The sequence below is a fragment of the Ralstonia sp. OTU4908 genome (assembly GCF_038440115.1).
Classification (GTDB): Bacteria; Pseudomonadota; Gammaproteobacteria; order Burkholderiales; family Burkholderiaceae; genus Ralstonia; species Ralstonia pickettii.
In genome coordinates, this window is record NZ_JASATD010000003.1 from 121,212 (window position 1) to 133,461 (window position 12,250).

General features: G+C 65.5%; 11 protein-coding genes. 6 read left to right on the forward strand and 5 right to left on the reverse strand.

The window, feature by feature from the left end:
* Positions 1–58 precede the first annotated feature (58 nt).
* The 4 genes from AAHM38_RS04050 to AAHM38_RS04065 all read right to left on the reverse strand — a co-directional run bounded on the left by AAHM38_RS04050 (position 59) and on the right by AAHM38_RS04065 (position 4,617).
* Entirely contained in the window at positions 59–565 is a 507-nt protein-coding gene (locus tag AAHM38_RS04050) for a redoxin domain-containing protein (protein ID WP_116575234.1), read from the reverse strand.
* Complete coding sequence (locus AAHM38_RS04055; protein ID WP_116575235.1) at positions 562–1,815, reverse strand: sialidase family protein; 1,254 nt, start codon at positions 1,813–1,815, stop codon at positions 562–564. Before AAHM38_RS04055 ends, AAHM38_RS04050 begins: the two co-directional genes overlap by 4 nt.
* On the reverse strand, positions 1,815–4,133 hold the full coding sequence (locus AAHM38_RS04060) for a TonB-dependent receptor (RefSeq protein ID WP_116575236.1): 2,319 nt from the start codon (positions 4,131–4,133) through the stop codon (positions 1,815–1,817). Before AAHM38_RS04060 ends, AAHM38_RS04055 begins: the two co-directional genes overlap by 1 nt.
* 82 nt (positions 4,134–4,215) lie before the next feature.
* Positions 4,216–4,617, reverse strand: coding sequence for a DUF2946 domain-containing protein (locus tag AAHM38_RS04065; RefSeq protein ID WP_039376121.1), 402 nt, complete (start codon positions 4,615–4,617; stop codon positions 4,216–4,218).
* Between the two features lie 197 nt (positions 4,618–4,814).
* Here AAHM38_RS04065 and AAHM38_RS04070 point away from each other — a divergent pair, with 197 nt between their 5' ends.
* The 6 genes from AAHM38_RS04070 (at position 4,815) to AAHM38_RS04095 (ending at position 10,773) form a co-directional block, all read left to right on the forward strand.
* Positions 4,815–5,996 carry a hypothetical protein gene (locus AAHM38_RS04070; protein WP_009240543.1) on the forward strand — a complete coding sequence of 394 codons (1,182 nt, stop codon included), beginning with the start codon at positions 4,815–4,817 and terminating at the stop codon, positions 5,994–5,996.
* An 89-nt stretch (positions 5,997–6,085) separates the two neighbouring features.
* On the forward strand, positions 6,086–7,108 hold the full coding sequence (locus AAHM38_RS04075; RefSeq protein WP_103519149.1) for a TraB/GumN family protein: 1,023 nt from the start codon (positions 6,086–6,088) through the stop codon (positions 7,106–7,108).
* A 66-nt stretch (positions 7,109–7,174) separates the two neighbouring features.
* On the forward strand, positions 7,175–7,648 hold the full coding sequence (locus AAHM38_RS04080) for a PfkB family carbohydrate kinase (protein ID WP_116575237.1): 474 nt from the start codon (positions 7,175–7,177) through the stop codon (positions 7,646–7,648).
* A gap of 80 nt (positions 7,649–7,728) precedes the next feature.
* Positions 7,729–8,061, forward strand: a complete 333-nt coding sequence (locus AAHM38_RS04085) for a YnfA family protein (protein ID WP_037028572.1) — start codon at positions 7,729–7,731, stop codon at positions 8,059–8,061.
* Positions 8,062–8,204: 143 nt separating this feature from the next.
* A complete protein-coding gene (locus AAHM38_RS04090) occupies positions 8,205–8,522 on the forward strand; it encodes a hypothetical protein (protein ID WP_116575238.1) in 318 nt (105 codons plus the stop codon).
* A 100-nt stretch (positions 8,523–8,622) separates the two neighbouring features.
* On the forward strand, positions 8,623–10,773 hold the full coding sequence (locus AAHM38_RS04095; RefSeq protein ID WP_116575239.1) for an ATP-dependent helicase: 2,151 nt from the start codon (positions 8,623–8,625) through the stop codon (positions 10,771–10,773).
* 25 nt (positions 10,774–10,798) lie between these two features.
* On the opposite strand, the gene mdtD is transcribed toward AAHM38_RS04095, so the two are convergent.
* Complete coding sequence (mdtD, locus tag AAHM38_RS04100; RefSeq protein ID WP_065854423.1) at positions 10,799–12,229, reverse strand: multidrug transporter subunit MdtD; 1,431 nt, start codon at positions 12,227–12,229, stop codon at positions 10,799–10,801.
* Positions 12,230–12,250 lie beyond the last annotated feature (21 nt).

The following is a 12,250-nucleotide window of genomic DNA, read 5'->3' on the forward strand; positions in this document are numbered from 1 at the left end:
AAAAGTGCACGCCCCCCGCCATACCCCAACAACGAGGGGGGTCTGCGTCATTTTCTGATTAATCCCTGAGCGCTGTTTCCAGTATTTGCGGCGTCAGCAACCCGCTCGATGCGTGACGCTTGCCGTCCGGGCGGAGGATGATCGTGCGCGGCATCTCGCCCTGCCAGCCGGGGTCGAGCGCGGCGCGCAGGCGCTCCGGCATGTCTTCGGCGTTGGCGTACTGCGGCATGCGTGCAACGTCGATCTTCCCGTCGCGGGCCAGCGGCGCCAGCGCGCGGTTCAGCATCTCGGCCTGGTCCGGACCGTCCATCGACACCATCACCACATCCACGTTCTTCTTGGCGGTACGCCGCCATTGCGCGATACGCGCGATGTTCTCGCGGCAGTAGCTGCAATCCAATGACCAGATTTCGACGATGAGCGGACGCGCATGGGGCGTCTGCAGCAGCGCCGGCACATCGCGGGCATGCAGCGGCTGGAACTGCAGCGCACCCGCGGCCTGCGCCGTCAAAGCGGCGGCGGATAGCGCCACGGCCGTCGCCACCGCTCTCCATCGAATTTTCATTTCGATGCCTCCAATGATGGATTGGTCGGAACGACATTGCTGATATCGACCAGGCGGTAACCCTCCGCCTGGGTACGCCAAGACAGGTAGACATGGCCGTCGCGCGCGAGCAATTGCGGGTGATCGCTGCCGCCATCGGTGTTTGCCACGCTGGCCGGCGCCGACCAGTGCGCGCCGCCGTCGATGGATTTGCGCAGCAGAATCTGCATGCGGTCGTCGGCAAACTGTTTCCAGACCAGCCACAGCGCGCCATACGCGGCGACCAATGCGGGGTGCGAGGCCTGCGCTCCGGCTTGTGGCGAACCGGCAAAGCCCCAAGGCTCGCCGATCGGTTTGCCGTCGGCCGACAGCCGGCTGTAGAACAGACCAGGCTTGTCCTGTTGCACGGAGAACCACGCCATGTGCCGCACGCCATCTGCCGTGACGGCCAACGCGGGGCCATGGTGCGGACACGCATCGACGCGCCACTCCGAGAACGTCGCGCGCGTGACGGCAAGCGGCGTGTTATCGATCGGTAATGTCGCCAATGCGTGATCTCGGATCTGCCCGGCAAACACGTTGCGCCACAGCGCGAGCATGTGCCCGTCGGCATCGGGCGCCAGCGCAATGCGGCAGCATTCGCAGGTCTGGTCGATGACCTTGCGCTCGGGAGCGAAGGTTGCGCCGCGGTCGGTCGAAACGGTGTAGTACACCGCTGCGCCGTCGTACGGCTGCTTGGCGGCCTGCGCCCGCAGCAGGTCGCGCTTGTCGATCCACGTGACGAAGATGTGGCCTGCGCTGTCGACCGCAATCGAATCGAAGCGGTGCGTGATGGGTTGGCGATCGTGATGGACCGTGACTGGCGCGCTCCATGTCCTGCCGCCGTCGAGCGAGCGCGAGAAACGCACGAAGCCCGTGTATGGCGCATCGAGCGGGCGCGACCAGCTCACATACAGCGCACCGTCCGGGCTGGCGATAACCTTCGGGCGGTTCTCGCCGTCGGTATAGATCGGCTCGGGTTGCGGGTTCACGCGCTGTGGCGCCGACAGCGTTTTGCCGAGATCGTCGGACGAAGCGACCACCACGTGCTGCCCTTCCGCCCACGTCACCCACAGGCGCCCTGCCTTGTCGAACGCCGCCGTCGTAGCAAGCTGCGGTTTGGCGGCGCCCTTGCCTGCCATGCCGCCGTGGTCGTGACCTTCGTGCGCAAGCGCCAGCGTTGCCGCAAAAACCAGCAGCGCACCGGCCAGGAATCGAGGAATCGATTGCATTACAGACGCCATTTCAGTTGCCCATAGAAGGTGCGCGACGGGTACGGGTGATACACGAAATACTGCCTGTCGGTCAGGTTGTCGACGCCCAGCGCCAGCGTGATGTGCTTGTCGATACGGTAGCTGGCCTTGAGGTCCACGGTGAAGAAGCTGCTGGTGCCGCCGTAGACGTTCGGCAGCACATCGGTGTTGTCGAGCGTGCCGTATTGCCGCCCCGAATAGCGCACGCCCGCGCCCACGGTCCAGTCGGGGGTGGCATGCCAGCTCGCAAAGAGATTGGCGCGCACCCGCGGCATGCGCGGCCAGGTCTTGTCGACGTAGGTCGGGTTGGCGGCGTCGGCCAGCGTTTTCGATTGCGTGAAAGCGACGTTGGCTTCAACGTCCACGCCGCGCACACCCGCATCCTGCAGAACGTCCTGCCCCGAATACGCCAACTCGATGCCGCGCGTGCGCACGCGATCGACGTTCTGCACGTTCGTCACGTTGGGCGTGACGGTGATGTTGGTCTGCGTGTAGATGCTGTCGCGCACGTCGCTCTGGAACAGGCTGGTACGCAGCACGCCGTAGGGCACGGCCTGCTCGACGGTGAAGTCGAAATCATTGGCGCGCTCAGGTTTGAGGTTCGGATCGTTGTTGACGATCGTGTTGCCGCTGATCGAGCCCTGGAACAGCTCCGCCACCGTCGGAAAGCGTACGGCGCGGCCATACGACAAGCGCAGCAGCGTGTCTTGCGTGGCCTGCCATTGAATGGCCGCCTTGGGCGAAAACGCGTCTTCGGTACGGCTGGCGTAGCCCAACGCGCTCGTGCCGTTGCCGAGCTGGCCGTTGTAGGCGCGCCAGCTTTCGTAGCGCAGGCCCAGTGTGGCCAGCCAGCGCGGCGCAAACGCCCACGCGTCCTGCAGGAAAACCGCCTGAGTTTGCGTGTCGCCCTGGTAGCTGGATTTGAGCGTGGATAGCGCTTCCGTCGACCAGTTCGTCGCGTTGAAGGTCTGGTTGCGCAGGTGGTATTGGTCGTAGTGGTAACCGGTCGTGAAGGTATGGCCGGACACCGTGGGAGAGGTCGCCTTGACGTCGAAGTTGGACCAGCCGGTGCCGTCGCCATAGAACACCGTGCCGGGCCCATTGCCGGCCGCCGTGTTCGACGCGCGCAGGATGTCGCGCGAAACGTTGTAAGCGGAAGCGTTGGTGTCGATCTTCCAGCCGCCGATCTTGCCCTTCACGCCCAGGCCGTAGAGCCAGTTTTCCTGGTCGCCGTTTTGCGGGGCGAAGGTGTTCGGGGCGATCGTGTACGGCGTGCCGTTGATCAGCACATTGCCGCCCGTGACGGTGTTGCCGGCGGCATCGCGAAGGAAGCTGAGCGCCTGATCGTTGAAATGGTTTTCCCAATGGCCCAGCGTGAGCGATGCTTCCAGGCTGTCGCTGAACACGTAGCCGAATCGCAGCGTCTCTTGCAGCTGCTGCGTGCGCTCGAGAATCTGCGGCCCGAGAATCACGCGCGGCTGGCCGTTGGGGCCAAGATCCTGCCGCGCGCCCGTGACCGGCACCGGCGTGCCGCCTGCGGTGAACCGGGAGTTGGGCGTGGCGTATTGCATCGGTTGGCTGTCGTTCTCCAGCCGGTCGACTGACAGCGCATACCAGAACTTGCCGATGCGGTCGCCCAGCGACGCACTCTCGTGGTTGCCGGTGACGTTGCGCGAAAAGCCGTAGGCATCGTTGTAGTGCTGGCTCATGATCTGCGTCTGCGCCGCGGCCTCGAACTTTTCGGGACGGCGCAACGTCATCGCAATGGTCGTGCCCATCGAGTTGCCCGGCAGCAGCGCAGAGAACGGCCCATACAGAATATCGACGCGCGCCAGGTCGTCCGGCCCGACCATCGACCAGCGCGGCGGGAAGCTGTAGCTCGACCCAAGCAGGTTCGAAAGCAGGATGCCGTCGGCATACAGCAGGCCCCGCGCGCTTTGAATCTCGTTGAAGTCGCGGCCGGCGAAGATGGAGTTGCGGTCGCCAATGAAGCGGCGGCGCACCATCACGTTGGGCTGGTATTTGACGGCGTCTTCGGTGGTGACGACGTTGCGGTCGGCGAGCTGATCGGCCGTGACGCTTTGCACGACCGCCGGCGTATTGCGGGCGAACGGCGCGGGGTTGGCGTTGGCCCGGACCACGGTGGGCGCGAGTTCCTGTGTGACAGGCGGGGGCACGGAGGCCGCATCGTCGGCGGCAAAAGCAGACAGCGGTGCCGCTGCGCTCAGCGCGAGCGCAGCACGGCACACCAGCGTGCGCTTAGGGGCAGCGGCCCCGGTGCGCTTGTGGAATGACATCGGAAAGGTCTCCGGATTGCGATGGCGTCGGCCCAAGCGGGGCCGAACGCAAAGGCGCCACGGCGTTACGTCCGCAGGCGCGTCAGATCGACAACGACGGAGACACAGGAGGCGCGCGCGACTCGGCCACGCGCAACGCACTGCGCGCGTACACGGGCGCCGGGGTGGCCGGCTGCCGCACGCGATAGATGAAATGGGCGGAAGGAACATCCAACGCCGGCAACGAGGCCAGCGCCAGCCCGGCAGCAAACCCCGGGCAATACAGACAGTGCGCCACGCTGTGGTGGGCGGCCGACCCGTCGGCGTAGCCATCGCCTTGCAGATCGATGGCAACCTGCACGGTGCTGCCATGCGGGGCCGTTGCGCTGCACAGCTCGACGTCGAGCGTGCCCGTGGCCGCCGCGCGTGCGGAGGCGAGCACCGGCGACAGTACGTTCAGTACGATCGCAAGCCAGACGAGGAAGAGCCAGCGGCGATGGAGCATGGATAGGCAACGTCAGAATGTGTGGAGTATAGCGCTGCACACAGTTCCCCGAATTGCCTGCGGCACAGTGCCGCGCAATTGCAAATCGGCGGAGCCGACTGCAATCCGGCTGGCAATTCGGGCGGAATTAGCCTTAATTATTGGATCGACTATAATTTATAGCGATTTCCATAATCAGGTCTAAAACAGGGCTTCCCATGGATTCCGACACCGATACCGGACGCTTCAGCTTCCACCGCCAGGACCTCGCCAACACGTTGTGCGACAGCCTGGAAGGCAAGGGCCTGGCCGATGCGCGCTCAGGCCTGTTCCTGGCGGCGCCCCGGCGCACCGGCAAAAGCACGTTCCTGCGCGAAGACCTGGTGCCGGAGGTCGAACGCCGCAAGTGGATCGCCATCTACGTGGACTTATGGGCCGACCGCGCACGCGATCCCGGCCTGCTGATCGCCGACGCCATCAAATCCAAACTGGCCCAGTTTGACGGGCCGATCGCCAAGCTGGCCAAGCAGGCCGGCATGGAGAAGGTCGACGTGTTGCGTACGTTCACGTTCAACCTCGGCAAGATCGGGCTACCGCCGGGCATCACCCTGGCCGACGCGCTCGATGTGCTCTACAAGGCGGTGCAGCGGCCCGTCGTGCTGATCATCGACGAGGCGCAACACGCGCTGTCCACTGAGGCCGGCACCAACGCCATGTTCGCGCTCAAGGCCGCGCGCGACCAGATGAACCAGGGCGTGGTCGAACCGCGCCTCTTCCTCGTCTTTACGGGGTCGAACCGTGACAAGCTCGCCAACCTGCTGCTCAATCGCACGCAGCCGTTTTTCGGCTCGCGGGTGACCAACTTCCCGCTGCTGGGGCGGCCGTATGTGTCGGCGTACACGGCGTGGGTCAACCAGCACCTGGCGCCCAACAACCAGTTCAAGGAAGACGACATGTTTGCCGCCTTCCAGCTCGTCGGGCACCGGCCGGAGATGCTCAAGGGCATCGTCAGCGAGATCGCCCTGGAGCTGGGCGAGGCGGCCAGCCTGGGCGAGTTGCTCAAGCGCGGCGCGCAGGGTTTTCGCGACCGCATCTGGGGCGAGATCGAAAGCGATTACAGCGCACTGACGGAAATCCAGCGTGCCGTGCTGGCGGTGCTGATCGAGCGCGGACAAGGCTATTCGCCGTTTTCGGAAGACTCGATGAAGGCATATGCGGCCAAGCTCGGCCACAGCGAGTTTTCCACCGCCACGGTGCAGGCCGCGCTGGACGCGCTGCGCGACAAGAACCTGATCTGGAAGGAGTCGCGCGGCGCCTATGCGCTGGAAGACGAAAGCCTGGCGCTGTGGTTTCGCGAGACGCGCGGTGCGCATGCCGTGCCGCCGAAGCTGAGCGAGTAGCGCGTCAGGGGTGATCATCGTGCGGCACGCAATGGCTTGCGCCCGCTAAACTGCACAGACGACCACAACAATATTCGGGGAGCAGCCAAATGGCACGCAATCGCACCACGTGGCGCGCGCTCGCGGCCGCGTTTTTCCTATTGACGGGCGTCGGCACGGCTGCCGCGCAAGACACCACACCCGTACAGGCACCGGCACCGACCCCGAACTGTCCGCCACCCGCCTCAAGCTTCATCCCCAAAGACGGTTGGGCCGCCGCCGCGCAACGCGCGACCGACCACGGCCTGCTCTGGCGCATCGAAAAGAACGGTCACACCTCGTGGCTCTACGGCACGATCCACGTTGCGCGGGCCGACTGGATGCTGCCCGGCCCCACCGTGCGCAGCGCGCTTCAGCAGGTTGACAGCATCGCGCTCGAACTCGACCTGCTCGACAAAGACACCGACCGCACACCGCTAACCGCGCAAAACAGCGCAGAAGACCGCCGGCTCCTGACCGGCCGTCGCGGCGAGCGCTTCAACAAACTGCTCTCCGCGGCTTGCCTGCCCGACACGGCCCTCACGCAGATCCGCAAGTTCCAGCCGACCATGCAACTGGCCTCGCTGGCGGTGCTGGGGGTACGCACAGACGGGCTCTATCCGGATTTCGGCATCGACCTGTTTCTCACCACCTACGCCAAGAGCGTGCACCTGCCGATCGTGCCGCTCGAAACGCTGGCGCAGCAGGTGCGCGTGCTCAACGAGATCGTGCCGAAGAACGAGGTCGCGCAGCAATTCGATACCGTGCTCGACGCGATTGAATCGGGCGAGGCGCGCACGCAGACGCTCACGCTCGCCAACGCCTGGGCCGACAGCGACATCAGCACGCTCGAGCACTACCCGCAGTGGTGCGATTGCCTGAAGACGGCATCGGACAAACGCGCCTTCCAACGGCTGGTGACGAACCGCAACCGCGCCATGGCCGAGAACATTGCACGCGTGCACAACAGCGGCCAGCGCGTGTTTGGCGCTGTGGGCGCGCTCCACATGATCGGACCCAAGGGAATTCCCGCGCTGCTGGCGGCCCGCGGGTACAAGGTCACGCCGGTGTTGCCGGCGATCACACCGCGCTAGCGCGTACGCGTTTTCCGGTCAGCGCTTTTCCGGCGGCGTCGATCCGACAGCCGCTGCCAGTTCGGCATGCGCGGCCAAGTCCGCGCGGCGATGGGCGCTCCCCACTACGCGCCGCTGCTGCTGCGCATGGCCGCCATCGTACCGGTCATCAAGGTATCGGATGAAGATTTGCGCCAACTGTTTCCCGGTGATGCCGATCCGCTCACCACGCTGCGCACCCTCGCGCCGCAAGCCGACATCCTGCTCACGCTCGGGGCCGACGGCATGGAATGGCTGGCAGCGGCGCACGGCGGGCAAGACGATGCGCGTATCGCCCAACCGGCCTTTGCCGTGCCGGTGGCGGACACCGTCGGCTGCGGCGATGCCGCGATGGGCGCCTGGCTGGCGAGCCTGCTGCAGTCACCCGAGGCGCCACCGCAGGCGCATCTGCGCCAAGCCGCAGCGGCGGCCGCCCTCACCGCCACGCGCGCCGGCGCATACGCGGGCACGCAAGCCGAGATCGATGCGCTGCTGCAGGCGCACACCGCCTCGCCCGCCTGAGACCGGGTAACCATCGCGACAGCACGGCCCCACATGCCACAATCGGCGCCGTCTGCGTATTGATTGCTTCGGGGCCCGTTTTGGAACTGCTTCGTATTGCCGTGCTGTTTGCCTTCACCGCCGTGGCGGAAATCGTCGGTTGTTATCTGCCGTGGCTCGTGCTCCGGCAAGGTAAGCCGATCTGGCTGTTGCTGCCGGCGGCCGCCTCGCTCGCGCTGTTTGCGTGGTTGCTGACATTGCACCCGGCTGCGGCCGGCCGCACTTATGCGGCATACGGCGGGGTGTATATCGCCGTAGCGCTCGTGTGGCTGCGTCTGGTCGACGGTGTGTCGCTCACCCGCTGGGACATCGGCGGCGCGGCCATTGCGTTGACGGGCATGGCCGTGATCGCCCTGCAGCCGCAGGCCAATTGATCGGATTGCACGCGATATTTGCGTTTTCCTGAGCGAAACGGAACCCTAAGCTGCCGCCATGATCGGAGGGTGGATCATTGCTGCGGCCACCGCGCTGCGCGCCGGTCACCTACTCACCCAACCGTTCTGTTCTGGAGGCCACGATGCCTGCCAACACCCTCAAACACCTTGCCGTGGCCACGATGCTGATGTCCGCAGCGATGACCGCCTCGGCCCTGACCACGTCAACGTTCACTTTCACCGATCAGGATCTGCAAGGGATGCTCGCGCACAGCCAGCCTCCGCAGCCGATCCAGCCGGCCAAAGCCACCGAATCGGCGTCTCCTGACCGGCTCCGCGTCGGCCTGAGCGATCCGGGCACGCAACTCGTGCTGCCTTGGTTCCTGGCGGATCTGGTGGACGCGGTCAACCGGCGGGCATCCCCGCAGGACTTCGCGAAAAAGCTGCGGGACGGGATCTGATCGGCCAACGCCGCCGGCCTTCCGTCCGCCGCGCTCACTTTCCGCAGGCAGGCATCCCAGTGCTGTATATTCATACAGTTATTTTTTGTGACGCCCTGCCGTGCTTGCCGCCTCCACCACCCCAGACACCGCCACTGTGCCGGCCACGCCCGGTTACCTGGCCCAGCTGAACGACCAGCAGCGCCAGGCGGTCGAGTTCGGTATTTCCGGGGCAGACGCGGCGGAAACCGGCCCGCTGCTCGTGTTGGCCGGTGCCGGATCCGGCAAGACGCACACGCTGGGCTGGCGCGTGGCGCACCTGGTAGCCAACGGCGCCGATCCGCAACGCATCCTGCTATTGACGTTTTCCCGCCGGGCGGCGAGCGAACTGTCGAACCGTGCCGGCCACCTGCTGGCGCGAGCCATGCAGGGCGAGCGATCGAACAACGCCCTCAATTCGGCCGGCACTTCGTACAAGACCACGCTGCCCTGGGCCGGCACCTTCCACGGCATCGGCGCGCGCCTGCTGCGCGAATATGCCGAGCGCGTGGGCCTCGCCCCCGATTTCACCATCCATGACCGCAGCGACTCGGCCGATCTGCTCAACGTCGTGCGCCACGAGCTGAACCTGTCGATTAAGGAACGCCGCTTCCCGCTCAAGCAGACCTGCATTGCGATCTACTCGCGCGCCATCAACGCGGAGAGCCCGCTGAACGCCGTGCTGAAGCACCATTTTCCGTGGTGCGCGATGTGGGAGACGCAATTGCGCACGCTGTTCGATGCGTATGTCGAAGCCAAGCAGGCGCAGCACGTGCTCGACTACGACGACCTGCTGCTCTACTGGCACGCGATGGTGTCCGACGCCGACCTGGCGGCCGAGATCGGCGCGCGCTTCGACCACATCCTTGTCGACGAATACCAGGACACGAACCGGCTGCAGTCGTCCATCCTGCGTGCGCTGCGTCCAGACGGCCGCGGTGTCACCGTGGTGGGCGACGACGCGCAATCGATCTACGCATTCCGCGCGGCGACGGTGCGCAATATCCTCGATTTTCCGCGCCACTTTTCGCGGCCGGCGCACACGGTGCTGCTGGAGCGCAATTACCGTTCGACGCAACCGATTCTGGATGCCTCCAACGGCGTGATGCGCTTCGCAACGGAGCGCTTTGCCAAAACGTTGTGGACAGACCGCGCATCGACGCATCGTCCGCGTTTGATTTCGGTGCGTGACGAGGCCGAGCAGGCGCGTTGCGTGGCCGAGCGGGTGCTGCATCACCGGGAAGGCGGGCTGACGCTGAAATCGCAGGCGGTGCTGTTTCGCACCGCGAGCCACAGCGCGCCGCTGGAGATCGAACTCACGCGTCGCAACATCCCGTTCGTGAAATACGGCGGCCTCAAGTTTCTCGAGGCTGCACATGTGAAGGATGTGCTGTCGGTACTGCGCTGGGCCGAGAACCCGCGCAGCCGCATTGCCGGGTTTCGCGTGATCCAGTTGCTGCCAGGTGCAGGCCCCGCCACGGCGGCACGCGTGCTCGACGTCATGGCGGAAGCGGCGGACCCGATGGCCGCGCTGCTCGCCTACGAGCCACCGGCGCGGCTGGCCGGCGACTGGTCTACGCTGATGGCGCTCATGCAAACCCTGCGCGTACCCAAAGACAGCCTGGAATGGGCTGGCGAACTCGAAGCCGTAGGCGCTTGGTACTCGCCGCACATGGAGCGCCTGCACGACGACGCGGCCGTGCGCCAGGGCGATCTGGACCAGCTCGCCCGCATGGCCGCAACGTACGCGACCCGGGAGCGCTTCCTGACCGAGATGACGCTCGACCCGCCCGAGCTGACCAGCGATGAGTCGGGCGACCCCTACCGCGATGAGGACTACCTGATCCTCTCGACGATCCATTCATCGAAAGGTCAGGAATGGAAGGCGGTGTACGTACTGAATGCCGTGGACGGCTGCATGCCGGCCGATCTGGGCGCGGGCTCGCACGAAGAACTGGAAGAAGAACGCCGGCTGCTTTACGTGGCGATGACGCGTGCGCGTGAGCATCTGGACATCCTGGTGCCGCAGCGCTTCTACGTCACGCAGCAAACCCCCAACGGCGACCGGCACATCTACGCGTCGCGCACGCGCTTCATTCCGCCTGCGCTGCTGCCGCTGTTCGAAGCGTGCGCATGGCCGGAACCGGAGCCCGGCGCGGACCCCGCAGCCGAAGCGCGCGCCGCGGCCAAGGTGGACCTCAGCAAGAAAATGCGCGGCTACTGGAAAAAGTAGTCAGCCTGGTCGCTAAAGCGGGCGTTCAATGCACTTCCATCTCGGGCCGCTTGACGACGTGCGTCGACTCGAAGCGCGAGAGCTGCGCGAAGATCCACGCGGCCGCGCACGTCATGACGCCCACGCAGACAAACGTCTTGTGGAACGCAGCCAGCGTGTCGCGGCCCTCCGGCCCGCTTGTGAAGTCGGTAAAGCCCGTCAACAATGCGCCGGCTGCGGCCACGCCCAGGCTCATCGACAGCATCATCACCATCGACAGCATGCTGTTGCCCGCGCTGGCCAGGGGGCCCGTCAGGTCCTTGAGCGTGAGCGTGTTCATGGCCGTGAACTGCATCGAGTTGAACGTGCCGAAGATCGCCAGTTGCACGATGCGCAGCCACACCGGCACGTTGGGCGTCATCACGGCAAAGCTGGCCATCATCAGGCCGACCATGACCGTGTTGACGGACAGCATGCGGCGATAGCCGTAGCGCTTGATGGCCCACGTGCCCAACGGTTTGGCGGCCATGCCGGCGGCAGCCACCGGCACCATCATCAAGCCGGCCTGCAGTGGCGTGTACCCCAGGCTCACCTGCAGCAGCAGCGGAATGAGGAACGGCATCCCGCCGCTGCCGATGCGTGCAAACAGGTTGCCGAGCACACCAATGGAAAAGCTCGGAATGCCAAACAGCGTGCGCGGAAACAGCGGCCCGGCCACGCGCCCCGCATGCAGCCAGTAAGCCGTGAGCGCCGCCAGACCAAAAATCAGCAGCACCAGCACCGTCGCGTGCTGGAAGCCCAGTTCGGACAGCCCGTCGAGCGAGAACGACACCGCCGCCATGCCGAAGGCCAGCATCAGATAGCCGGACCAGTCGAAGCGGCTGTCGTCTTCCGCGTGCACATCGGGCATCACCTTGAGCGTGACGAGCGCGCCGATCACCCCCACGGGAATGTTGATCAGGAAGATCCAGTGCCACGACACGGCCTCCACCAGCCAGCCTCCCAGCGTCGGGCCGATCAGCGGACCGATCAGCCCCGGGATGGTGACGAAACTCATGGCCGGCAGGAACTGCTCGCGCGGCACCACGCGCAGCACGGTCAACCGCCCCACGGGCATCAGCAGCGCGCCGCCCACACCTTGCACCACGCGCGAGGCAATCAGCATGGTCAGGCTGCGCGATTCCGCGCACAGCAAGGAACCGATCGTGAACAGGAAGATGGCGGCGAAGAACATCTTTCGCGTGCCGAAGCGGTCGGCCAGCCATCCGGACGCAGGCATCAGCATGGCGGTCGTCAACGTGTAGGCGATGATGACCGACTGCATCTTCAGCGGGCTTTCCGACAGGCTGCGTGCCATGGCCGGCAACGCGGTGTTGACGATCGTTGAATCGAGGGTCTGCATGAACAGACCCATCGCCACCAGCCAGAGCAGCGGTTTCAAGGAGGGGTCGACGGAGGCGGAGGGCGTGGTGGGCATGAGGCGGGGCAGAAGCGGCAG

What these genes read in the sequence shown, in the direction of transcription:
- AAHM38_RS04050 (WP_116575234.1), bottom strand. Translation starts at nt 565, where the DNA reads ATGAAAATTCGATGGAGAGCGGTGGCGACGGCCGTGGCGCTATCCGCC.
- AAHM38_RS04055 (WP_116575235.1), bottom strand. Translation starts at nt 1,815, where the DNA reads ATGCAATCGATTCCTCGATTCCTGGCCGGTGCGCTGCTGGTTTTTGCG.
- AAHM38_RS04060 (WP_116575236.1), bottom strand. Translation starts at nt 4,133, where the DNA reads ATGTCATTCCACAAGCGCACCGGGGCCGCTGCCCCTAAGCGCACGCTG.
- AAHM38_RS04065 (WP_039376121.1), bottom strand. Translation starts at nt 4,617, where the DNA reads ATGCTCCATCGCCGCTGGCTCTTCCTCGTCTGGCTTGCGATCGTACTG.
- AAHM38_RS04070 (WP_009240543.1), top strand. Translation starts at nt 4,815, where the DNA reads ATGGATTCCGACACCGATACCGGACGCTTCAGCTTCCACCGCCAGGAC.
- AAHM38_RS04075 (WP_103519149.1), top strand. Translation starts at nt 6,086, where the DNA reads ATGGCACGCAATCGCACCACGTGGCGCGCGCTCGCGGCCGCGTTTTTC.
- AAHM38_RS04080 (WP_116575237.1), top strand. Translation starts at nt 7,175, where the DNA reads ATGCGCGGCCAAGTCCGCGCGGCGATGGGCGCTCCCCACTACGCGCCG.
- AAHM38_RS04090 (WP_116575238.1), top strand. Translation starts at nt 8,205, where the DNA reads ATGCCTGCCAACACCCTCAAACACCTTGCCGTGGCCACGATGCTGATG.
- mdtD (WP_065854423.1), bottom strand. Translation starts at nt 12,229, where the DNA reads ATGCCCACCACGCCCTCCGCCTCCGTCGACCCCTCCTTGAAACCGCTG.